The following is a 21,293-nucleotide window of genomic DNA, read 5'->3' on the forward strand; positions in this document are numbered from 1 at the left end:
GATGGGCTTCCTTTCTCAGTGCAGCGAAGGCTTGGGGGCAGCCGGCTCAGCGGACTTCTTGGTCTCGGTGAACAGCAGCAACGGTGCGACGCGCAGGTATTCCATGACTTCCATGTAGTCGCCTTCGCCGTCTTCGGACTCTTCCAGGGCGTCTTGCACCTGGGAGATGGCCGCCAGGTCCTGCAACACTTCCTTGGCATCGGTGCTCAGCTCCAGGCCACCGGCGTTCACGCCGAAACCGTGGAGGAAGCCCTGGCACCATTGGCCCAGTGCGGCGGCGCGTTCGGCGAGCGGTGCATCGTCGGTCGGCAGCAGCAGGACCACGGTGACGTCATCACCGGTCAGCTCGCCCTTGACCATCTCTTGCAGGCCGATCAGCGCGTTACGCACGTTTTCGGTCGGTTCGGTTTCCAGCAGCTCGGCCACATCGGCCAGCCAGTTGTCAGCATCAAAGCCAACGCCGGTGCAACTGCGGCCGAGCAACACGCCGTGCAGCTCGGCAGGCGAGCAAGGATGACCGCTGGTGCTCAGCAGTTTGGAAAAAGCATCGTACGGGGAGTTCTGAATGGGCATGGTGAGCTAGGCGCCAGACGGCGCAATGTCTAGAATGGAGCGCTGTATCCTAGCACCGGCAGACGTACCAAGACTATCGAGGGCGTCAGATCGTTTATCCTGCAGTTGCCATTCATCAGACAAATCCAGTGGAACCCAATGGAAGACACCGACCTGCAAGCGCTGATGGCCAGACTCGAATTGCTAATTGATCGGGTCGAGCAACTAAAGAGCCAAAACGGACTCCTATTAGCTCAGGAAAAGACCTGGCGCGAGGAACGCGCTCACCTCATTGAAAAAAACGAAATCGCCCGGCGTAAGGTCGAATCGATGATTTCGCGCCTGAAGGCCCTGGAGCAAGACTCATGAGTTCAAGCAATAGCGTTACCGTGCAGATCCTCGACAAAGAGTATTCGATCATTTGCCCCCAGGAAGAACGCAGCAACCTGGTGAGCGCTGCCCGCTACCTGGATGGCAAGATGCGTGAAATCCGCAGCAGCGGCAAAGTCATCGGCGCCGACCGCATCGCCGTGATGGCCGCGCTGAACATTACCCACGATCTGCTGCACAAGCAGGAACGTCCTGACGTACAGGCCAGCGGCTCAACGCGCGAACAGGTGCGTGACCTGCTCGAACGCGTTGATCTGGTGCTCTCCAGCGACTCAGACGCACCCAAGGGCTGATTGCCGCGACTGTTTAAGGTATACTCGCCCCACTCCCTGGCGTGCTTGCCAGTCGGCGATGTCCCGGAGCCGATTCGCACTACCCTGGAAGTTGCACGTTGGGCTGGTGTGCATGTCCGCTAGACGGAAAGCCTTAAAGCCTACTGCTTCTTCCACCTTGAACTTTCGGGTTCAAGGGCTTAGTCGACAGCGGTTCTGTCGGGGAGCCTGATTTCCAAACTCAATGCCAGTCTTAAGGACTGGCATTGTTTTATGAGCCGAAAACCATGACCGAACCTGCGCCGCTTTCCCGTCCGCACCTTCGACGCATGTTGCGCAAGGCCCGCCGTGCGCTCACCCCCAGCGAGCAGCGCCGGGCGGCCCTTGGCTTGTATCGGCAACTGGCACAGCACCCGCTGTTTCGCCGGGCCAAACATATTTCTCTATACCTGCCGACGGACGGTGAAATCGATCCGCGCCTGCTGCTGCGCGCGGCCCAGCGCCGGGGCAAGGCCACCTACCTGCCAGTACTCAGCGCCTGGCCGAGAACCAAGATGGTCTTCCAACGCGTGAGCCCTGGGGAAAAACTGCTGCCCAATCGGTTTCGCATTCTCGAACCCCGGATAAACGCCTGCCGCCAGCGCAAGGTGTGGGCGCTGGACCTGGTGTTGCTCCCGCTGGTGGGGTTCGACGACGCGGGGGGGCGCCTGGGCATGGGCGGTGGTTTTTATGACCGCAGCCTGGCCTACCTCGCTCGCCGCAAGAGCTGGCGCAAGCCGACGCTGCTGGGGCTGGCCCATGAGTGTCAGAAGGTCGATCGGTTGGCGCAGGCGAGTTGGGATGTGCCGCTGGCGGGCACGGTCACTGACAAGTATTGGTATATCGCAGAGACGCCACTGGAGTCAGCGGCGCCTTGAATAAGGGTCAGCGCTTGAACGGTTTAGGCTGCTGCTGAGCCAGTTCAACGGGTGCATCGGTCTTGTTCGACCACAAGCTTTGCGCATACCCGGTGGTCACGACGCCCAGACCAAACAAAATCACCAATATCCATAGTAAATCCGGTTTACGTTGCATCGATTGCCCCCCTTCAGGCATCTCGTACACGATGACAACAACGTTCCAAAGTAGTCCGTTGCAGCTGCGTCAAGCTTAAAATCCCGGCATTCTGCGTTAACGTGAACCAACACGCAAACCTTGGCGTCAACCGACTGTCGGTTTGTCATGGAATTGCCTGACAACTTGCCCAACGCCTTTTTCAGGAGCCCCCAAATGGCCTATTGGCTGATGAAATCCGAGCCCGACGAACTCTCCATCAAAGGCCTGGAAACGCTTGGCGAAGCCCGCTGGGATGGGGTGCGTAACTATCAGGCGCGCAACTTCCTGAGGGCGATGGCGGTGGGTGACCAATTTTTCTTCTATCACTCCAGCTGCCCCGAGCCTGGTATTGCCGGCATCGGCACCATCGTCGAGGCCGCCTACCCGGACCCGACCGCACTGGAGCCGGACAGCCACTATTTCGACGCCAAGGCCAGCCCGGAGAAAAATCCATGGAGCGCGATCAACGTGGCCCATGTCGAGACGTTCCCCAGCGTACTGGGCCTGGGGTACCTGAAGCAGCAAGCCGCCCTTGCCGAGCTGCCGCTGGTGCAAAAAGGCAGCCGTCTCTCGGTGATGCCGGTTACCGCCGAGCAATGGGCCGCGGTCTTGGCGCTACGCTGACGGCAGGAGCCAGCTTGCTCGCGAAGAGCGCAGCTTCACCGCGACCTTCCAGGCTGGTCGCGTTATCGTTTACATTTTTCGCGAGCCAGCTCGCTCCTTCAGTTCATTTGATCGGTATCAACGCCTTCTGAGGCAAGGCCGGTCAAACTAGGACGCTAACGCCGCAGGATGCATTCATGTCGACGAACCATCGCACCTCCCAGCTGTTTGCCTCGCTCCTGATTGTGTTGCTGCTCGCCGCCGGCGGCTTCGGTTACTGGAAATCCACCCAGGACCGCCTGCCCGAAGGCTTGAGCATGGGCAACGGTCGCCTGGAATCCACTGAGGTGCAGATTGCCGCCAAGATACCCGGGCGCCTCGCCGAAGTGCGCGTGGATGAAGGCGACAAGGTGCTCAAGGGCCAACTGCTGGCGCGCATGGACACCCGCACCCTGGAGGCCCAGCGCGCCCAGGCTGAAGCCGAGGTGCTGCGCGCCAAGGAAAACTTCGCCGCTGCCGAAGCCAATGTGCAACTGCGCCAAAGCGAGCAACTGTTGGCCCATCAGGAGCTCAAGCGTACACAGGAGCTATACGCGCGCGGCTTTGCCAGCAGCCAGTTGATCGACCAGCAGCAGGCTCGCCAGAACACCGGCAATGCGGCCGTAGTCGCGGCCCAAGCCCAGGTCAATTCGGTCAAGGCGGCCATCGGCGCCGCCGAAGCCCAGGTGGCGCAACTCACCAGCGAAATCGATGACAGCAGCCTGCGCGCGCCCATCGACGGCATTATCCAGCTACGCCTGGCTGAACCGGGCGAAGTGCTCGCCGCCGGTGGGCGCGTGTTGCTGCTGATCGACCCCCAAGATCAATACATGAACCTCTACTTGCCCGCCTCTGTGACCGGCCGCCTGACCGTCGGCAGCGATGCACGCATCCTCCTCGATGCACTCCCCGACCAACCGCTGCCGGCCAAAATCAGCTTTGTCGCGGCCAAATCGCAATTCACGCCCAAGGAAGTGGAAACCCGCGACGAACGCCAGAAACTGGTATTCCGCGTCAAACTGCGCCTGACCCAACCCAGCGCCGTGCCGCAGGCCAAGCCCGGCATGCCCGGTGCCGGCTATGTGCGTACGGCTGACATCGACTGGCCGGCCAACCTGAAATGACCGACCTGGCGCTGCACGCCACAGGTGTTCAGCACCGCTATGGCAAGCAACAGGCGCTGATCGACATCGCCTTCAGCCTGCCCGCCGGTACGCGCTGCGGGCTGATAGGCCCGGATGGCGCGGGCAAGTCGAGCCTGCTGGGCTTGATCGCCGGGGTTAAACACCTTCAGGAAGGCCAACTGGAGGTGCTCGGCGGCTCCATCGCCGACCGCCGCCATCGCAACAGCCTGTACCCGCGCATCGCCTTTATGCCCCAGGGCCTGGGCGGCAACCTGTATCCCGAGTTGTCCATCAGCGAAAACATCCGCTTCTTCGCCACGCTGTTTGGCCTGTCGAAAGCCGACTGCGACCAGCGCATGCACAACCTGCTGCTGGCCACCGACCTCGCCCGTTTCGCCGAGCGCCCGGCCGGCAAACTCTCGGGCGGGATGAAACAGAAGCTCGGCCTGTGCTGCGCACTGATCCACGACCCGGACCTGCTGATCCTTGACGAGCCCACCACTGGCGTCGACCCGCTGTCGCGTAGACGCTTCTGGGAACTGGTCGATACCGTACGTGCCGAGCGCCCGCAACTGACCCTGCTGGTGGCCACGGCCTACATGGAGGAGGCCGAGCAGTTCGAACATTGCCTGATGCTCGATCGCGGCAAACTGATCGCCAACGGGCTTAGCAGCGAACTGGCGGCGGCCACACCCAGCGGAAAACTGGATGAAGCCTTCACCCACTTCCAGGGCGACAGCGCCCACAACAACCAGCCACTGGTGATCCCGCCCAGGGCAAGCGCCAACACCGATATCGCCATCGAAGCCCACGACCTGACCCTGCGCTTCGGCGACTTCACGGCAGTCAACAAGGTCAGCTTCGCTATTGGCCGTGGCGAGATCTTCGGTTTCCTCGGTTCAAACGGTTGCGGCAAGACCACCACCATGAAGGTCCTCACCGGCCTGATGCCGGCCACCGAAGGCAGTGCCACGTTGCTGGGCAATCCGGTGAACGCCAAGGACCTGGCCACCCGCAAGCGCGTGGGCTTCATGTCGCAGAGCTTCTCACTGTATGGCGAACTCAGCGTGCGCCAGAACCTGGCGTTGCATGCGCAGTTGTTCGACTTGCCCAAGGCCGACAGTGGCCCGCGGATCGACGAACTGATCCAGCGTTTCGACCTGGGCGAAGTCGCCGAGCAGCCGTCCGGTGAACTGCCCCTTGGCCTGCGCCAACGGTTGTCGCTGGCCGTGGCGGTGCTGCATCGCCCCGAGGTGCTGATCCTCGATGAACCGACCTCAGGCGTAGACCCAGCGGCGCGGGATGATTTCTGGCGGTTGCTGATCGAGCTATCGCGCGAACAGGGGGTGACGATCTTCCTGTCCACTCACTTTATGAACGAAGCCCAGCGCTGCGACCGCATCTCCCTGATGCATGCGGGCAAGGTGCTGGCCTGCGACACGCCCGACGCGCTGCAACAGCAGTTCCACGGCGACACCCTTGAAGCCGCGTTTGTCACGTGCCTGGAGCAAGCCCAGGGCGAACCGGAACCGACGGCGCCTACCGCCACCGTCAGCGAAACCACTGCACCGCCTGTGAGCAAGCGCGGGTTCAGCCTGGCGCGCCTACTGGCCGTGGCCAGTCGCGAAGGCAAGGAACTCTTGCGCGACAAGGTGCGCATGGCCTTCGCCCTGCTCGGGGCGATGTTCATGATGGTGATCTTCGGCTACGGCATTTCCCTGGATGTGGAAAACCTCGCCTTTGCCGTCTACGACCAGGACCAGACCCCGCAAAGCCGTGCCTACCTGGAAGCCTTTCGCAGCTCGCGCTATTTCGCCGAGCAAACGCCAATCCAGGATGCCAACGAACTGCACCGGCGCCTGCAACGCTCGGAAATCAAACTGGCGCTGGAAATCCCGCCGGGCTTTGGTCGTGATCTTTACGCCGGTCGCCAGCCCACCGTGGCCGCGTGGCTCGACGGCGGCATGCCGTTTCGCGCGGAAACCAGCCGCAACTATGTCGAGGCCGTGCACCAGGGCAACCTTGAACAACTGGCCGAACTGAGCAGTTCGCCCTCGAACACGCAAGCTGCCGCCAAGTTGGAAACCCGCTTCCGCTATAACCAGGACGTGGTCAGCGTAAATGCCATCGGCCCGGGCGTCATGGCGCTGATCCTGGCCTTTATACCGGCCATGCTGACGGCCCTGGGCATCGTGCGCGAGAAGGAGCTGGGCTCGATCACCAACTTCTATGCCACGCCCCTGACCCGCCTGGAGTTTTTGCTGGGCAAACAGGCGCCCTACCTGGCAGTGAGCCTGGTGAACCTGGCTGTACTGGTGGCGATGAACCGCTGGCTGTTCGGCGTGCCGTTCAAGGGCAGCGCCCTGACCCTGGCGTTTGGCGGCCTGCTGTACGTGCTCGCCACCACCAGCATGGGCCTGCTGATTTCCGCATTCACGCGCACCCAGATCGCGGCGATCCTCGGCACCATGATCATCACCAGCCTGCCGACCATCCAGTTCTCCGGGCTGATCGTGCCGCGCTCGTCCCTGGAGGGCGCGGCGGCGGTGATGGGCATGCTGTTTCCGGCGGGGCACTTTCTCGATATTGCGGTGGGCACCTTCACCAAGGCCCTGGACTTGCGCCAGTTGTGGCCACAGTGCCTGGCGCTGTTCGGATTTTTCCTCGGTTTTACCGGACTGAGCCTGATCATGCTCAAGAAGCAGGAGGCCTGATGCACAAGTTTGCGCATATCCTGCGCCTGGGGATCAAGGAGCTGACCAGCCTGCGCCACGACAGTGTGTTGCTGCTGTTTCTGTTCTACGCCTTCACGGTGGCGATCTATATGCCCGCCGCGGGCTCGGTGATTGGGGTGCACCATGCCAGCGTGGCATTTGTCGACGAAGACCACAGCCCGCTCTCGCGACAGATGGCCGAAGCGCTGCAACCGCCCGAGTTCCAGCCACCCGCACCGTTGGCGTACGACCAGTTGGACAAGGTCATGGACAGCGGCCAGTACACCTTCGTGATCAACGTACCGGCGAACTTCCAGGCCGACCTGTTGGCCGGTCGACAGCCCGCCGTACAGGTGAACGTCGACGCCACGGCGATGAGCCAGGCCTTTATGGGCGCCGGCTACATCGGCCGGATTTTCCAGCGCGAGTTGCTCACCTACAGCGGCCAGGCGGATAGCGCCGCGAAAGCGCCAGCGCAACTGACCACCCGGGCGCTGTTCAATACCAACCTGGAGGGTGGCTGGTTCCTGGCGGTGATCCAGATCGTCAACAACATCACCATCCTCGCCATCGTGCTCACCGGCACCGCCCTGCTGCGCGAGCGTGAACACGGCACCCTCGACCACTTGCTGGTATTGCCGCTGACAGCACTGGAAATCATGCTGGCGAAAATCTGGAGCAACATGCTGGTGGTCGTGCTGTGTACCTGGCTATCCCTGGAAGTGGTGGTCAAGGGCTTGCTCGGCGTACCGCTGGCCGGCTCGCTGGCGTTATTTCTGTTCGTGACCGCGCTGTACCTGTTTGCCAGCACGGCCCTGGGCATCTTCCTCGCCACCCTCGCCCGCTCGACGCCTCAGTTCGGCTTGCTGGCGATCCCGGTGATCATCCCGATGCTGCTGCTTTCCGGCGGCAGTACCCCGCTGGACAGCATGCCCGAGTGGTTGCAGTGGGTGATGCAGGCTTCGCCGTCGACGCACTTTGTGAGCCTGAGCGCAGCGATCCTGTTCCGCGATGCGGGCACTAGCGTGGTGTGGCCGGACCTGCTGGCGCTGGCAGGGATCGGCCTGCTGTTCTTTGCCGTGGCGTTGGCGCGGTTCAGGAAAAGCCTGGCCTCCTGAGCGTGGCGAGCGGGCTTGTTGTGGCGAGCGGGCTTCTTGTTGTGGTCAGCCGGCTTGTTGTGGTGAGCGGGCTTGCCCCGCGTTGGGCTGCGCAGCAGCCCCCTCCAATTCCACCCGATTTCTTCAGGCGTACCGAGGCGTATGATTTTGGGGCGGCTTCGCCACCCAACGCGGGGCAAGCCCGCTCGCCACAGTAAGCGCGATCGCCACAGTTACTGGATGATGAGGTTATTGAACAGCAGGTCTTCCACCACCGGTTTGCCGGTTTCGTCGCTCATCACTTGCTGGGTTTGCTTGAGTGCTTCCTGGCGCAGCTTTTCCTTGCCTTCGACACTGCTCATGGTCTCGTTGGTCTGCTGGGTGAACAGTGCCACCAACTGGTTGCGAATCAATGCATCGTTGGATTTGACCAGCGCCGCCGCTTCGGGGCCGGTGACGCGCAGGGCGATGTCGGCCTTGTACACCTTGAGCTTTGCCGTGCCATCCAGGCCATAGTTGCCCACGAACGGCGGAGTCAGGCTGATATAGCTGACCTTCGGTGCCTCACCTTCTTTGGCTTCTTCGGCCTGGGCTGCCATCGGCAAGGTCAGGGCCAGCATCAACGGGATCCACGCTTTCACAGTTCATTCCTCACATTCGATTGCCAGGTAGCATAACGCTAGCAAGGCTGAGCACAAGCTTATGGCGACTTATCAGGCCAGGGCATGCTCGTTGACCCCCGGGCGTACCCTCCTACACTTATCGGCCACGACGCCAAAAGGAATAGTCCGATGAAAGCTGTGCTGTGCAAAGCCTTCGGCCCTGCCGAAACCCTGGTGCTGGAAGAGATCCCCAGCCCGGCGATCAAGAAGAACGAAATCCTGCTGGACGTGCACGCGGCCGGGGTCAACTTCCCGGATACCTTGATCATTGAGGGCAAGTACCAGTTCAAGCCGCCTTTCCCGTTCTCGCCGGGCGGCGAAGCGGCGGGGGTGGTCAGTGAAGTGGGCGAAAAGGTCAGCCACCTGAAGGTCGGCGACCGGGTCATGGCGCTGACAGGCTGGGGCAGCTTTGCCGAACAGGTCGCCGTACCCGGCTATAACGTGCTGCCGATCCCGCCGAGCATGGACTTCAACACCGCAGCCGCGTTCAGCATGACCTACGGCACGTCGATGCACGCCCTGAAACAACGGGCCAACCTGCAACCTGGCGAAACCCTGCTGGTGCTCGGCGCCTCCGGTGGCGTGGGCCTGGCCGCCGTGGAAATTGGCAAGGCCATGGGCGCGCGCGTGATCGCCGCCGCCAGCAGCGCCGACAAGCTCGCGGTGGCCAAGGCGGCCGGCGCCGATGAACTGATCAATTACAGCGAAGCCAGCCTGAAAGACGAGATCAAGCGCCTGACCGATGGCAACGGCGCCGATGTGATCTACGACCCGGTGGGTGGCGACCTGTTTGACCAGGCCATCCGCGCAATCGCCTGGAACGGCCGCCTGCTGGTAGTGGGGTTTGCCAGTGGGCGCATTCCGGAGCTACCGGTGAACCTGGCGCTGCTCAAAGGTGCGGCGGTGGTTGGGGTGTTCTGGGGCTCGTTCGCCCAGCGCCAGCCGCAGGATAATGCGGCGAACTTCCACCAGTTGTTTGCCTGGTACGCCGAGGGCAAGCTCAAGCCGCTGGTGTCGCAGGTGTATCCGCTGGAACAAGCCGCACAGGCGATCAATGATCTCGGCCAGCGCAAGGCGGTCGGCAAGGTCGTCGTCCAGACCCGCTGATAGCCACGTGAAATGCGATCAGTGTGGGAGGGGGCTTGCCCCCGATTGCTGTGGGTCAGTTGATGCAACTGTTGACTGAATCACCGCCATCGGGGCAAGCCCCCTCCCACATTTGTTCTGCATTGGTCTGAGAAGCGCTAAACGACCACCACGTATCGATTATCGACATGTTCGTAAGAGAACACGCGCTTGCTCTGTTTTCTTGTGTTTGCACATAAGACGCGATGCTATTTTCGGTAACGAAACTGTAACATTCGCATCCGCAGTCAAAACAAGAAATCTGGAGCTCTTGAATGTTTGCTTTTTTTCGTCCTGCCGCGCACCAGGCACCCCTGCCTGAAGAAAAAATAGACAGTACCTACCGACGACTGCGCTGGCAGATCTTCGCCGGTATTTTCTTCGGATACGCCGGGTACTACCTGCTGCGCAAGAACTTCTCCCTGGCCATGCCTTACCTGATCGACGAGGGTTACACCCGTGGCGAACTGGGCCTGGCAATGTCGGCCATCGCGATTGCCTACGGCTTGTCCAAGTTCCTGATGGGCCTGGTGTCCGACCGCTCCAACCCGCGCTACTTCCTGCCCTTCGGCCTGCTGGTATCGGCGGGGGTGATGTTCATTTTCGGTTTCGCACCTTGGGCAACGTCCAGCGTGACCATGATGTTCATTCTGCTGTTCATCAATGGCTGGGCCCAGGGCATGGGCTGGCCGCCAAGCGGACGCACCATGGTGCACTGGTGGTCGCAAAAAGAACGCGGCCGCGTAGTCTCGGTCTGGAACGTCGCGCATAACGTCGGCGGAGGCCTGATCGGCCCGCTGTTCCTGTTGGGCATGGCCTGGTTCAACGACTGGCATGCGGCGTTCTATGTGCCGGCAACCGTAGCGTTGCTGGTGGCGGCGTTTGCCTTCATCACCATGCGCGACACCCCGCAATCGGTTGGCCTGCCGCCGATCGAGCAGTACAAGAACGACTACCCGGAAGGCTACGACGCCAGCCACGAAGACGAATTCAGCGCCAAGGAAATCTTCGTCAAGTACGTGCTGCGCAACAAAATGCTGTGGTACATCGCCTTCGCCAACGTGTTCGTCTACCTCCTGCGCTATGGCGTACTGGACTGGGCGCCAACCTACTTGAAAGAAGCCAAGCACTTCACGGTCGACAAGTCGTCCTGGGCGTACTTCTTCTACGAATGGGCCGGTATTCCAGGCACGCTGCTGTGCGGCTGGATGTCGGACAAGATTTTCCGCGGTAACCGAGGCCTGACCGGCATCGTGTTCATGACGTTGGTAACCTTGGCCACCCTGGTCTACTGGCTCAACCCGCCGGGCAACCCGATGGTCGATATGATCGCGCTGTTCTCCATCGGCTTCCTGATCTACGGCCCGGTGATGCTGATCGGCCTGCAGGCGCTGGAACTGGCGCCGAAGAAAGCCGCCGGTACGGCAGCGGGCTTCACCGGCCTGTTCGGTTACCTGGGCGGTTCGGTGGCGGCGAGCGCGGCCATGGGCTACACGGTGGACCATTTCGGCTGGGACGGTGGCTTCGTGCTGTTGATCGGCGCGTGCCTGCTGGCCATCGCCTTCCTGATCCCAACCTTATGGCACACCAACAGTGTCAGCTCGGCGCGTTAATCACCTGAGCAATCCTTGGCACAACGCTTGAGCCGCGCCTCCAGATTCTTGTCTGGCATGGCGTGGCTACGCAGGGCGTTGACGGTCTGCTCGACATAATCGCGCGTAGTGCCGTAACGCCCGCAAGCGCTTTGCAATACGTGATTGAGCACGATATCGGGCAAGTTGCCGGCGTAGCTGGGTAAATGCCGCTCCAAGACAAACCCTAACGCCTGTACCTGGCTGCCATCTTCCAGGCGGCAACTGAGCCAGTGCGGCCGGTAGGAGGGGTATGGCATCTCGCGCTGCCACAGGGCATAAAGCGAGGCCTCCAGCTGATCTTCCGGCAGGCGATAGGCAAACCCGCTGCACGAACCGCCCCGATCCAGCCCGAACACCAACCCTGGTAGTTCCGGTGTACCCCGATGCTCGTGGGACCACAGGTACAGGCCCCGGTGATAACCGTGGACCCGTGCCCGCACGCGCTCGGTCGAGGAGCACTCAGGGCGCCAGATCAGCGAACCATAAGCGAATAACCAGACCGGCCCACCCTTATGCCTGGCCATGGTGGCCTGCATTGAGCTCATCAACTGTTCGTGAGTGAGTTGCGGCCCCAGATCGAGCCGCGGAGGGTAAGCCAATTGCAAAAGATCGGTTTCAATAACGGTCATGGCGGATCGCTTAGGTCTCCTGTGTTGCTGCGAAAAGCTGTTACCAGTTGTAAGCAACTTTACCGTAATAGAACGCGCCGCTGTAACCGTATGGCGAAAAAGTGCTATAGGCCAAATTGCCACCACTGCTGGCGAAGGCGTTGACCTTCTCCGGGTATTTATCCGTAACGTTGTCGCCGCCCAGGGTGAAGGTCCAGTTCTTCAGCTTGTAGTCCACCGACAGGTCGAGCACCCAGGCCGCCTTGAAGGTCTGGTCGTTGACCTTGTCGGCCTGGTAACTGGTGAATTCACCATAGCGCACCAGGTTGCTGTGCAACGCCCACCGGCCGAAGGTGAAGTCGTTACCCAGGCTCAGTTTGTGCTGGGGCGTGGTGTCGCCGAGCAAACCGATGCGCTCGCGACGGTCCACCCGCAGCAGGTTCACCCCCAGGCTATCGAGGACGGCCGGGTTGGCTTTCACGTCGGTGACCTTGGTGTGGTTGTAGTTGTAGCCCACGGTGCTGTTCCAGCGGATGCCGTTATCGAGTTGATAGCGATAGTTGGCCACCAGGTCGACGCCGTCGGTGCTGGTGTCGGTGGCATTGGTGAAGTACCGCGCACTGGTGTAGTTGATATTGCCCACGCCATTGGCCTGCAGGTAAGCAATCGCCGCCGGGTTGAGGTTCAGGTTGGACGAAAGGCTGATGCGGTCACGGATATCGATGCGGTACACGTCCAGCGTCACGGTCAAGTCATCGGCCGGTTCCAGTACCAGGCCGAGGCTGTAGTTGCGCGATTTCTCGGCCTTGAGGTCTTCGGCACCGAGCAGACGGGCCACCTGGCTGTTGGCCGGGAAGGTGCCGGCTTCCTGGATCGTACTGCCGATCAACTGCGAGGAGGTGTAGGCAAAGTTCTGCTGGGCCAGGGACGGTGCGCGGAAACCATTGGAAATACTGCCGCGCACCGCGACTTGCGGGGTGAAGTCGTAACGCGCTGACAGCGAGCCGCTGACATTGGAGCCAAAGTCGCTGTAGTCCTCATGGCGCACGGCGGCCGAGGCACTGAGTTTTTCGGTGAAGTTGGTTTCCAGGTCCAGGTACTGTGCCCAGTTATGCCGTGTGCTGGTGCCCGCATCAGCATCACGAAAGCCACCTAACCCCGAGCTGCCGGTCTGGTAATAAGAGGCGGGCTCTCCCGCCTCGATTTCATACCCCTGGTGCAAGTATTCACCACCAAACGCCACGGACACCGGGTAAGGCAGCCAACCCACGTCGAACTCGCGAGACAGGTCCAGGCTGATTTGCTTCTGATCGTTGCTCAACGTGCCGTTATCGAACTTGCGCGGCGTGGCCAGGCCCAGGGAGGTGTTGATGGTTTCGGTGCTCAGCGCGTACTGGTTCTTGCCGTAATTGGCCGAGAAGTCGTAATGCCAGTCGTAGGCCAGCAAGCCGCGCAAGCCCACCACCAGTGAGGTGTCCTCCAGGTCGCCTTTGATCAGCGGCAGGTAGCCGTTGGGGTTGAGCGCCGGGATGTTGTTGGACGCATTGCTCGCCCGGTAGAACGCTGCCGTCTCGCCGCGTCGCTTGCTGTAACCGCCGAAAGAGTAGAACTCGGCCGCATCGTTGAAGGAATATTCGGAGTTGAACTGCAATTTGCCTTCATTGGTCGCCGGCTCGCCTTGTCGGAACACGCGCTGGCCATAGGTGGTGGAACCCACACTGCCCGGCCGGAAATCATCCCCGGCGCGGTTGGTGTAGTCGTTGTCGGCACCTTCGGCCGAGAGGTTGATAAAGCCATTGTCACCCAAAGCCAGGCCAGTGTTGCCGCTGATATTGCGCTGGATGCCATCGCCCTTCTTGTATTCGCCAAACTTGGTGGAGATCGAGCCGCCATGGTCAGCGTGCTTGAGGATCACGTTGATCACACCCGCGATGGCATCGGAGCCGTAGCGCGCGGAAGCGCCGTCACGCAGCACTTCGATATGATCCACCGCCGACAGCGGGATCGCATTCAAATCCGCCGGGGCCGAACCACGCCCTACCGCACCGCCCAGGTTGACGAACGCACTGGTGTGGCGGCGCTTGCCGTTGACCAGCACCAGCACCTGGTCCGGCGACAGGCCGCGCAACTGTGCAGGTCGTACCAGCTCGGCACCGTCCACCAGGCTTGGGCGAGGGAAGTTGATCGACGGAATCAGGCGCGCCAGCACCGCCCCCAGCTCATCGGAGCCGGTACTGCGTAGGGTCTCACCGGAAATTACATCGATAGGCGACAGTGAAGCGCTGGCCGTGCGCTCCTGGGCACGGGTACCGGTGACGATCACCGTGTCGAGTTTGGGTACATCGGCGGCAGGCGTTTCAGCCGCCTGGACTGGATTGAATCCCACAGCGGTCAGCAAATTGGCCGACAAAATCGCTGAGTACAGCGCGTGTTTCTTGTAGCTCCCCATACCGCTCCCCTTGGAATCAACACTCAGAACTTCATTGCGCTGAGTGCGTACGATCGATCCGGCTGGCGGGCGGTGGCGGTCAGTGATTGGTTAGTGTCTGTCGTTCGGTAGTCCGTTGATATATAGCTTAAAGATATCTATCAAATAAATTAAATACCTTAAAAGAATAAGCAAAAGTATAAGCCCCCCGCCCTTTCGTCAGGATTCAGGGCAGCAATCCCGCTACTTTCAGCCCCGGTTCAGCCTGGGCGCACGTCAAGCCGTCAAAATAGCGTGCACATCACGACCCACTTAGCCGCCTCTCACACCGACTATCGAGGTCGCCTCCATGAAAAAATATCGACTGCCCGGCCTGCTGTTCCTGGCCCAGGCCGCCACGGCCCTCGCTGCCGAAGCGCCGCCCGCCAATGACGACGATGGCTTCTGGTATGCGCAGACCAGTGTCTACACCCGCCATTTCGCGCCGGACCCGGACCACAATAACCAGCAAGACTTGATCGGGCTGGAACGCAATGAGCCGTCAGGCCTGGTATATGGCGGCGCGACGTTTCGCAACTCGTTCAGCCAGCGCTCGTACTACGTCTACGCGGGCAAGCGCTATGACATGGCTGACTATCCGGTGTATGTGAAACTGACAGGCGGGGCGATCCAGGGTTATCGCGGCGAATATCGCGACAAGATCCCGTTGAACCGTTTTGGCGTGGCGCCGGTGATCATTCCGTCCGTGGGCGCCCATTACGGGCCGGTGGCGGCGGAACTGGTATTGCTGGGGTTCAATGCGGCGATGGTGACGACCGGAGTACGATTCTGAGCCGGCACAAACCATTGTGGCGGGTGGCTTGCTCCCGATAGGGAAGTGCCAGCCAGCTCATTTGGACTGATACACCGCTATGGGAGCACGTCGAATCGTCGCACCGCCCCTCGCACCGTTTGATCGCGTCAGGGCCGCGGGGCGTAGGCGAATACGTCGGCGCGCATCTGGTGCGCATCCATGCCGGCCTCCACCAGTGCGTCCAAGGTCCCGTAGATCATCGCCGGCGAACCGCTGGCGTAGACATGCACCGCCTTCAGGTCGGCAATGTCCTCGCACACAGCCTCATGCAACAGCCCGCAGCGACCCTGCCAGCCACACAGGTCGCTGACGACTTTGTGCAGGAACAGGTTGGGCAGTTGAGCCCATTGATCCCAATGCTCGATCTCGTAGAAGTCTTCTGGACGACGCACGCCCCAATACAGGTGCACCGGGTGCTTGAAGCCCGAGGCGCGGCAATGCTCGATCAGGCTGTGCATCTGCGCCATGCCGGTGCCGGCGGCGATCAATACCAGCGGCCCGTCTGGCAGCTCAGCCAGGTGGGTGTCGCCAAACGGCAGCTCAATGCGAGCCATCCGGTTGCGCTGCAACTGCTCCAGCAGGTTGCGCGCGCTGTCCTCACGGGCCAGCACGTGCAATTCCAGGTCGCGCCCGGCATGGGGCGCGGAGGCCAGGGAAAACGCCGACTTCTCGCCGTTCTCCCGCTCGATCATCAGGTATTGCCCAGCGTGGTAACGCACTGCCTTGCCGGCCGGGGCGCGCAGGCGCACGCGCCACACATCGCCACCGACCTCCACGCACTCGCTCAACTGGCACGCCAACTTGCGCAGCGGTAACTCACCCGGTGCCAGCACGCCATCCCACAACACCACACAATCTTCCAGTGGCTCGGCGATGCAGGTATAGAACTCACCATGGTCGCGCACCTCGCCGGCCTGCTGCACGCGGCCTTCCACCAGGAGCGCCGCACACACGTGGCACACGCCGTTGCGACAGGCTTGCGGGCACTCGTAGCCCAGGCGGCGGGCGCCTTCGAGAATTCGCTCGCCAGGGACCAACTCCAGTACCGCACCGGAAGGTTGCAGGGTTACACGCATCAATCTATTCCCAATTCTTTCCAGATCGCATCGACACGCGCCGTCACGGCTTCATCCTTGACGATCACCCGCCCCCACTCGCGGGTGGTTTCACCCGGCCACTTATGGGTGGCATCCAGGCCCATCTTCGACCCCAGCCCCGACACCGGCGAGGCGAAGTCAAGGTAGTCGATCGGCGTATTGTCGATCATCACCGTATCGCGCTTGGGGTCCATGCGCGTGGTGATGGCCCAGATCACGTCGTTCCAGTCACGGGCGTTGATGTCGTCGTCGGTGACAATAACGAACTTGGTGTACATGAACTGTCGCAAAAACGACCACACACCCAGCATGACCCGCTTGGCATGGCCTGGGTACGACTTCTTCATGGTGACAATGGCCATGCGGTACGAACAGCCTTCCGGCGGCAGGTAGAAGTCGGTGATCTCCGGGAATTGCTTTTGCAGGATCGGCACGAACACTTCGTTGAGCGCCACGCCGAGGATCGCCGGCTCATCCGGTGGTCGGCCAGTGTAGGTGCTGTGGTAGATCGGCTTGATTCGATGGGTAATGCGTTCAACGGTAAACACCGGGAAGCTGTCGACTTCGTTGTAGTAACCGGTGTGGTCACCGTAAGGGCCCTCATCGGCCATTTCACCGGGGTGAATCACGCCTTCGAGGATGATTTCGGCGGTGGCCGGTACTTGCAGGTCGTTGCCACGGCACTTCACCAGCTCAGTGCGGTTGCCGCGCAGCAGGCCGGCGAATGCGTATTCGGACAGGCTGTCCGGTACCGGCGTCACGGCGCCGAGGATGGTCGCCGGGTCGGCACCCAGCGCCACGGAAACCGGAAACGGCTTGCCCGGGTGCTTTTCACACCACTCACGGAAATCGAGGGCTCCGCCGCGGTGGCTCAGCCAACGCATGATCACTTTGTTGCGGCCGATCACTTGCTGACGGTAGATGCCGAGGTTCTGGCGATCCTTGTTCGGGCCCTTGGTGACGGTCAGGCCCCAGGTGATCAGCGGGCCGACGTCGCCGGGCCAGCAGGTCTGCACCGGCAACATGCCCAGGTCGACGTCATCACCCTCGATGACCACTTCCTGGCACACCGCGTCCTTGACCACCTTGGGCGCCATGGCAATGATCTTGCGGAAAATCGGCAGCTTCGACCAGGCATCCTTCAAGCCCTTGGGAGGCTCGGGCTCCTTGAGGAATGCCAGCAGCTTGCCGATCTCGCGCAATTCGCTGACCGATTCGGCGCCCATGCCAAAGGCCACGCGGTCGGGGGTGCCGAACAGGTTGCCGAGCACCGGGATATCAAAGCCGGTCGGGTTCTCGAACAGCAGCGCCGGGCCCTTGTTACGCAGGGTACGGTCGCAAATCTCAGTCATTTCCAGCACCGGGGAAACCGGTACCTGGATACGTTTCAACTCTCCGCGCTGCTCAAGTTGCTGCACGAAATCCCGAAGATCCTTGAATTTCATTAACCATGCCACCCGTAAAATAGGCGTACATCCTACCTGCTCTGACCGCGGCTGGCAGCTTAATTGGCCGTCAGCCCCCGTGATTGCAGCGAACTGAACAGTGGCTCCAGAAAGGCTTCGATGTGCCGCGCACCGACCTCGGAGAGGTGATTATCATCGGTGTACAGCGCGCGACCATTGAGTTCGACCCGACATAGACCGTCGACGCCACACAGCAGGGGCGCCGGGTCCAGTACCGCCACGCCACTGTCGGCAGCCGCCAACTCGTCGAATAGCTGGGTGATAAAAGCCTGGCGCCGCTCATGCTCCTCCACCGCAAGCCCTTCTCCCTCCACCGGGCGGTGCATCATGGCCAGGCGACTGAGGCGGTAAGGCACGATGATTTGCTGCAGCGGGACTTCCTTGACCAACCACACGCGATGCCCGGCGGCGCGCAACCCCTTGATGCGCTCGCGCAGGCCCTCGGCGAAGCGTTGTTCGGCCACGGCGCGCACGTACTCACCGGTGCTCGGGTCCTTGAGCGCGTGCTCCTTGTCGCCCGACATTTGCCCATAGAGGTAAAGGCTCCAGCGCGCCGCCAGTACCACATCACTGAACGACTGATCGGCCAAGGCCTTCTCTACGCGGCGATTGAAATGCGCACACCGAGAAATATTCTCCAAACCGTCCAAGGGCACGCAACCGGCGAAGCTGGCCTGTACCAGGCTGATATCGTGGCGCTTGGCCCCATCCTCAAGCGCCGGAATCAACGCGGTGGCATGGCTATCGCCCCACACCAGAGCGGAAACCGACAGACTTTTGGGGCCAAAGTGGCAGAACAGTCGCTCATCGGGCGTGTCCTTGTCCGCCAGGCAGGCCATGAGTTCCGGGCTCCATTTCTTAGCCTGGGCATACCGCAACGCCTGTTCGGACAAGCGTGAAGGCACGCCATCGGCTTCGCGCACCGCAAGGCCCGTCAAGCCCAGGCACAGGATGCCAGCCCCGGCAGCGGCCAGGATCGCCTTGCGCCCAGCCAGCAAGCGCTTTTCCCGAAACGGCGCCTCCACGAAGCGCCAGGACACATAACCCAGCACCAGGCTCAGCAATAACAACCCGGTCAGATCAAGCGTGCCCAAGCCATCAACCGCGGCATAGTTGGCGTACACGAACACCGGCCAATGCCACAGGTACCAGGAATAAGAAATCAGCCCCAGGCCCACCATCAACCGCGAACTGAGCAACCGCCCGACCCAGGTTTGCCGCTGCCCATTGGCCCAGATCAAACCAACCACACCCAGCACCGGCAGCAAAGCGGCGGCACCGGGGAATGGCGTGGACGCATCGAAAGCGAATATGGCAATCAGGATCAACGCCATGGACACCAGACTGACCCCCTGGGCGAGTGCCGGTGAAGCGCGCCAGTCACGCTTGGGCATCACCGCCAGCATCGCACCCGCCAGCAGTTCCCAGGCCCTGAGGTGTAGCAGGAAGAAGGCTTTTTGCGGTTGATGGTCGACGGCCCAGACGCTCAGGCCAAACGACACCAGCAACACCACGAACAAGGCCAGGCGCCAGTGTTTCAAGCGGCTGGAAAGCAGGGTCAGCAACAACGGGAAGAGGATGTAGAACTGCTCCTCCACCGCCAGCGACCAAGTGTGCAGCAATGGCTTGATGTCAGAGGAGGCGTCGAAATAACCGTGCTGGCGTGAAAAGAGCAGGTTGGAGGTGAATATCACCTGGTAGTGCGCCGACCGTCCCAGCTCTTCGTAGTCCTTGGGTGCCAACAGGAACCAACCCACTGCCAGTGTCGCGGCCATCATCACGAACAACGCCGGCAGGATACGCCGGGCGCGGCGAGCCCAGAAGTCGACGAAACTGAAACGCCCGGCCTGGCGTTCGCGCCAGATGATCGAAGTAATCAAAAAGCCGGAAATCACAAAAAAAACGTCTACCCCCACAAAGCCGCCAGTAACGCCTGGAACGCCAAAGTGGAACAGTACGACTGCAAGGACAGCGACAGCACGTAGGCCATCAATGTCTCTTCGGTAAGCAAGAGAGGTCATAAATCTAGAGTCAGCCAGATACGAATGGGGATGAGCGTAGCCTCGCTCACCTTTTTTGTTTCTTAACTGACACTTGACGCGCTCAAACCTCCCTTTTTCGACACAAAAAAAATGGCGCCCCGGAGGGCGCCATTCTTACGGACCTGAAACGTCGTATTACTTACGTTTCATCGACAGGAAGAACTCGTCGTTGGTCTTGGTGGTTTTCAGCTTGTCGATCAAGAACTCAATGGCCGCAACTTCGTCCATTGGGTGCAGCAGCTTGCGCAGGATCCACATGCGCTGCAGTTCGTCGTCGGCGGTCAGCAACTCTTCGCGGCGGGTGCCGGAGCGGTTGATGTTGATCGCCGGGAACACGCGTTTTTCCGCGATGCGACGGTCCAGGGGCAATTCCATGTTGCCGGTACCCTTGAACTCTTCGTAGATCACTTCATCCATCTTCGAGCCGGTTTCAACCAGCGCGGTGGCGATAATGGTCAGCGAGCCGCCTTCTTCGATGTTCCGCGCGGCGCCGAAGAAACGCTTCGGTTTCTCCAGAGCGTGGGCATCGACACCACCGGTCAATACCTTGCCGGAGCTCGGGATCACGGTGTTGTAGGCGCGAGCCAGACGGGTGATGGAGTCGAGCAGGATCACCACGTCCTTCTTGTGTTCGACCAGGCGCTTGGCCTTCTCGATCACCATTTCGGCAACCTGCACGTGGCGGGTTGGCGGCTCATCGAACGTCGAGGCAACCACTTCGCCGCGCACGGTGCGCTGCATTTCGGTAACTTCTTCCGGACGCTCATCGATCAGCAATACGATCAGGTGAACTTCAGGGTTGTTACGTGCGATGTTCGCTGCAATGTTCTGCAGCATGATGGTCTTACCGGCTTTCGGCGGTGCGACGATCAGGCCACGCTGGCCCTTGCCGATGGGAGCGCACAGGTCGATGACTCGACCGGTCAGGTCTTCGGTGGAACCGTTGCCGGCTTCCATCTTCATGCGCACGGTCGGGAACAGCGGGGTCAGGTTCTCGAAGAGAATCTTGTTTTTCGCGTTCTCGGGACGATCGAAGTTGATCGTGTCGACCTTGAGCAGGGCGAAATAACGCTCGCCTTCCTTCGGAGGGCGGATCTTGCCAACGATGGTGTCACCGGTGCGCAAGTTGAAGCGACGGATCTGGCTCGGCGAGACATAGATATCGTCTGGGCCGGCGAGATAGGAGGCGTCTGCAGAGCGGAGGAAGCCGAAGCCGTCCTGGAGAATCTCCAGCACGCCATCACCGGAGATTTCCTCGCCGCTTTTCGCGTGCTTTTTCAGCAGGGAGAAAATCACGTCCTGCTTGCGCGAACGGGCCATATTTTCTATGCCCATCTGTTCGGCCAATTCGAGCAGTTCGGTAATCGGCTTTTGCTTGAGTTCAGTCAGATTCATATAGGAATGACGTAATCATTTATGGAGGGGGGGAAATTAAGCTTTTGGCTTAATGAGGCCGCGCCGCAGAGAAGGCGACAGGATCGCGTACTAATCG

19 protein-coding genes and 1 other RNA gene are annotated in these 21,293 nt (G+C 61.0%); 11 read left to right on the forward strand and 9 right to left on the reverse strand.

The window, feature by feature from the left end:
* Nucleotides 1-15: 15 nt before the first annotated feature.
* A complete protein-coding gene (locus tag P2T68_RS34735; RefSeq protein ID WP_057702042.1) occupies nt 16-573 on the reverse strand; it encodes a YecA family protein in 558 nt (185 codons plus the stop codon).
* 138 nt (nt 574-711) lie between these two features.
* On the opposite strand from P2T68_RS34735, the gene P2T68_RS34740 reads away from it, so the two are divergent.
* The 4 genes from P2T68_RS34740 (at nt 712) to P2T68_RS34755 (ending at nt 2,131) form a co-directional block, all read left to right on the forward strand.
* Nucleotides 712-921 carry a TIGR02449 family protein gene (locus P2T68_RS34740; RefSeq protein WP_003177365.1) on the forward strand — a complete coding sequence of 70 codons (210 nt, stop codon included), beginning with the start codon at nt 712-714 and terminating at the stop codon, nt 919-921.
* On the forward strand, nt 918-1,235 hold the full coding sequence (locus P2T68_RS34745; protein ID WP_010207385.1) for a cell division protein ZapA: 318 nt from the start codon (nt 918-920) through the stop codon (nt 1,233-1,235). Before P2T68_RS34740 ends, P2T68_RS34745 begins: the two co-directional genes overlap by 4 nt.
* Before the next feature lie 30 nt (nt 1,236-1,265).
* Nucleotides 1,266-1,444, forward strand: a non-coding RNA gene (gene ssrS, locus P2T68_RS34750) — 6S RNA.
* A 57-nt stretch (nt 1,445-1,501) separates the two neighbouring features.
* Nucleotides 1,502-2,131, forward strand: coding sequence for a 5-formyltetrahydrofolate cyclo-ligase (locus P2T68_RS34755; RefSeq protein WP_168233037.1), 630 nt, complete (start codon nt 1,502-1,504; stop codon nt 2,129-2,131).
* Between the two features lie 7 nt (nt 2,132-2,138).
* On the opposite strand, the gene P2T68_RS34760 is transcribed toward P2T68_RS34755, so the two are convergent.
* Nucleotides 2,139-2,288, reverse strand: a complete 150-nt coding sequence (locus P2T68_RS34760) for a hypothetical protein (protein ID WP_024078005.1) — start codon at nt 2,286-2,288, stop codon at nt 2,139-2,141.
* 195 nt (nt 2,289-2,483) lie between these two features.
* On the opposite strand from P2T68_RS34760, the gene P2T68_RS34765 reads away from it, so the two are divergent.
* From P2T68_RS34765 to P2T68_RS34780, 4 genes are all read left to right on the forward strand, one after another.
* Entirely contained in the window at nt 2,484-2,933 is a 450-nt protein-coding gene (locus P2T68_RS34765) for an EVE domain-containing protein (protein ID WP_102625018.1), read from the forward strand.
* A gap of 176 nt (nt 2,934-3,109) precedes the next feature.
* Nucleotides 3,110-4,075 carry an HlyD family efflux transporter periplasmic adaptor subunit gene (locus tag P2T68_RS34770; protein WP_024078007.1) on the forward strand — a complete coding sequence of 322 codons (966 nt, stop codon included), beginning with the start codon at nt 3,110-3,112 and terminating at the stop codon, nt 4,073-4,075.
* Nucleotides 4,072-6,789: a ribosome-associated ATPase/putative transporter RbbA gene (rbbA, locus tag P2T68_RS34775; RefSeq protein WP_150095293.1), complete on the forward strand. Its 2,718-nt coding sequence runs from the start codon at nt 4,072-4,074 to the stop codon at nt 6,787-6,789. The genes P2T68_RS34770 and rbbA overlap by 4 nt, the downstream gene beginning before the upstream one ends.
* Complete coding sequence (locus tag P2T68_RS34780; RefSeq protein ID WP_193689953.1) at nt 6,789-7,907, forward strand: ABC transporter permease; 1,119 nt, start codon at nt 6,789-6,791, stop codon at nt 7,905-7,907. The genes rbbA and P2T68_RS34780 overlap by 1 nt, the downstream gene beginning before the upstream one ends.
* Nucleotides 7,908-8,119: 212 nt before the next feature.
* Here P2T68_RS34780 and P2T68_RS34785 read toward each other — a convergent pair whose 3' ends face one another.
* On the reverse strand, nt 8,120-8,527 hold the full coding sequence (locus P2T68_RS34785; RefSeq protein ID WP_024078010.1) for a flagellar basal body-associated protein FliL: 408 nt from the start codon (nt 8,525-8,527) through the stop codon (nt 8,120-8,122).
* Between the two features lie 150 nt (nt 8,528-8,677).
* Between P2T68_RS34785 and P2T68_RS34790 the strand changes: the two genes are divergently transcribed.
* Both P2T68_RS34790 and glpT read left to right on the forward strand, forming a co-directional pair.
* Nucleotides 8,678-9,655 (forward strand): NADPH:quinone oxidoreductase family protein, encoded by a 978-nt coding sequence (locus tag P2T68_RS34790; RefSeq protein WP_069077247.1) that lies wholly within the window; start codon nt 8,678-8,680, stop codon nt 9,653-9,655.
* Between the two features lie 293 nt (nt 9,656-9,948).
* On the forward strand, nt 9,949-11,286 hold the full coding sequence (gene glpT, locus P2T68_RS34795) for a glycerol-3-phosphate transporter (RefSeq protein WP_024078012.1): 1,338 nt from the start codon (nt 9,949-9,951) through the stop codon (nt 11,284-11,286).
* Here glpT and P2T68_RS34800 read toward each other — a convergent pair.
* Both P2T68_RS34800 and P2T68_RS34805 read right to left on the reverse strand, forming a co-directional pair.
* Nucleotides 11,283-11,936 carry a gamma-glutamylcyclotransferase gene (locus P2T68_RS34800; protein WP_024078013.1) on the reverse strand — a complete coding sequence of 218 codons (654 nt, stop codon included), beginning with the start codon at nt 11,934-11,936 and terminating at the stop codon, nt 11,283-11,285. The two genes, glpT and P2T68_RS34800, sit on opposite strands and share 4 nt — an antisense overlap.
* A 40-nt stretch (nt 11,937-11,976) precedes the next feature.
* The gene (locus tag P2T68_RS34805; protein WP_024078014.1) at nt 11,977-14,364 is read right to left on the reverse strand and encodes a TonB-dependent receptor; all 2,388 of its coding nucleotides are present in this window, start codon (nt 14,362-14,364) and stop codon (nt 11,977-11,979) included.
* A gap of 328 nt (nt 14,365-14,692) precedes the next feature.
* Here P2T68_RS34805 and P2T68_RS34810 point away from each other — a divergent pair, with 328 nt between their 5' ends.
* Nucleotides 14,693-15,175 carry a sn-glycerol-3-phosphate transporter gene (locus P2T68_RS34810; RefSeq protein WP_102625518.1) on the forward strand — a complete coding sequence of 161 codons (483 nt, stop codon included), beginning with the start codon at nt 14,693-14,695 and terminating at the stop codon, nt 15,173-15,175.
* A 128-nt stretch (nt 15,176-15,303) separates the two neighbouring features.
* Here P2T68_RS34810 and P2T68_RS34815 read toward each other — a convergent pair whose 3' ends face one another.
* From P2T68_RS34815 to rho, 4 genes are all read right to left on the reverse strand, one after another.
* Nucleotides 15,304-16,272 (reverse strand): CDP-6-deoxy-delta-3,4-glucoseen reductase, encoded by a 969-nt coding sequence (locus P2T68_RS34815; protein WP_024078016.1) that lies wholly within the window; start codon nt 16,270-16,272, stop codon nt 15,304-15,306.
* Nucleotides 16,272-17,738 (reverse strand): 4-hydroxy-3-polyprenylbenzoate decarboxylase, encoded by a 1,467-nt coding sequence (gene ubiD, locus P2T68_RS34820; RefSeq protein WP_024078017.1) that lies wholly within the window; start codon nt 17,736-17,738, stop codon nt 16,272-16,274. The genes P2T68_RS34815 and ubiD overlap by 1 nt, the downstream gene beginning before the upstream one ends.
* A 59-nt stretch (nt 17,739-17,797) precedes the next feature.
* A complete protein-coding gene (locus P2T68_RS34825; RefSeq protein WP_277378880.1) occupies nt 17,798-19,780 on the reverse strand; it encodes an acyltransferase family protein in 1,983 nt (660 codons plus the stop codon).
* Nucleotides 19,781-19,936: 156 nt separating this feature from the next.
* A complete protein-coding gene (rho, locus tag P2T68_RS34830; RefSeq protein ID WP_017845130.1) occupies nt 19,937-21,196 on the reverse strand; it encodes a transcription termination factor Rho in 1,260 nt (419 codons plus the stop codon).
* Nucleotides 21,197-21,293: the final 97 nt, after the last annotated feature.

It is taken from the genome of Pseudomonas sp. G11 (genome assembly GCF_029457515.1).
GTDB classification, from domain to species: Bacteria; Pseudomonadota; Gammaproteobacteria; order Pseudomonadales; family Pseudomonadaceae; genus Aquipseudomonas; species Aquipseudomonas gorinensis.

Excerpts from the sequence above, each read along its gene's own strand:
- P2T68_RS34735 (WP_057702042.1), bottom strand. The coding sequence starts at position 573 with ATGCCCATTCAGAACTCCCCGTACGATGCTTTTTCCAAACTGCTGAGC.
- P2T68_RS34740 (WP_003177365.1), top strand. The coding sequence starts at position 712 with ATGGAAGACACCGACCTGCAAGCGCTGATGGCCAGACTCGAATTGCTA.
- P2T68_RS34745 (WP_010207385.1), top strand. The coding sequence starts at position 918 with ATGAGTTCAAGCAATAGCGTTACCGTGCAGATCCTCGACAAAGAGTAT.
- P2T68_RS34755 (WP_168233037.1), top strand. The coding sequence starts at position 1,502 with ATGACCGAACCTGCGCCGCTTTCCCGTCCGCACCTTCGACGCATGTTG.
- P2T68_RS34760 (WP_024078005.1), bottom strand. The coding sequence starts at position 2,288 with ATGCAACGTAAACCGGATTTACTATGGATATTGGTGATTTTGTTTGGT.
- P2T68_RS34765 (WP_102625018.1), top strand. The coding sequence starts at position 2,484 with ATGGCCTATTGGCTGATGAAATCCGAGCCCGACGAACTCTCCATCAAA.
- P2T68_RS34770 (WP_024078007.1), top strand. The coding sequence starts at position 3,110 with ATGTCGACGAACCATCGCACCTCCCAGCTGTTTGCCTCGCTCCTGATT.
- rbbA (WP_150095293.1), top strand. The coding sequence starts at position 4,072 with ATGACCGACCTGGCGCTGCACGCCACAGGTGTTCAGCACCGCTATGGC.
- P2T68_RS34780 (WP_193689953.1), top strand. The coding sequence starts at position 6,789 with ATGCACAAGTTTGCGCATATCCTGCGCCTGGGGATCAAGGAGCTGACC.
- P2T68_RS34790 (WP_069077247.1), top strand. The coding sequence starts at position 8,678 with ATGAAAGCTGTGCTGTGCAAAGCCTTCGGCCCTGCCGAAACCCTGGTG.
- glpT (WP_024078012.1), top strand. The coding sequence starts at position 9,949 with ATGTTTGCTTTTTTTCGTCCTGCCGCGCACCAGGCACCCCTGCCTGAA.
- P2T68_RS34800 (WP_024078013.1), bottom strand. The coding sequence starts at position 11,936 with ATGACCGTTATTGAAACCGATCTTTTGCAATTGGCTTACCCTCCGCGG.
- P2T68_RS34805 (WP_024078014.1), bottom strand. The coding sequence starts at position 14,364 with ATGGGGAGCTACAAGAAACACGCGCTGTACTCAGCGATTTTGTCGGCC.
- P2T68_RS34810 (WP_102625518.1), top strand. The coding sequence starts at position 14,693 with ATGAAAAAATATCGACTGCCCGGCCTGCTGTTCCTGGCCCAGGCCGCC.
- P2T68_RS34815 (WP_024078016.1), bottom strand. The coding sequence starts at position 16,272 with ATGCGTGTAACCCTGCAACCTTCCGGTGCGGTACTGGAGTTGGTCCCT.
- ubiD (WP_024078017.1), bottom strand. The coding sequence starts at position 17,738 with ATGAAATTCAAGGATCTTCGGGATTTCGTGCAGCAACTTGAGCAGCGC.
- P2T68_RS34825 (WP_277378880.1), bottom strand. The coding sequence starts at position 19,780 with ATGACCTCTCTTGCTTACCGAAGAGACATTGATGGCCTACGTGCTGTC.
- rho (WP_017845130.1), bottom strand. The coding sequence starts at position 21,196 with ATGAATCTGACTGAACTCAAGCAAAAGCCGATTACCGAACTGCTCGAA.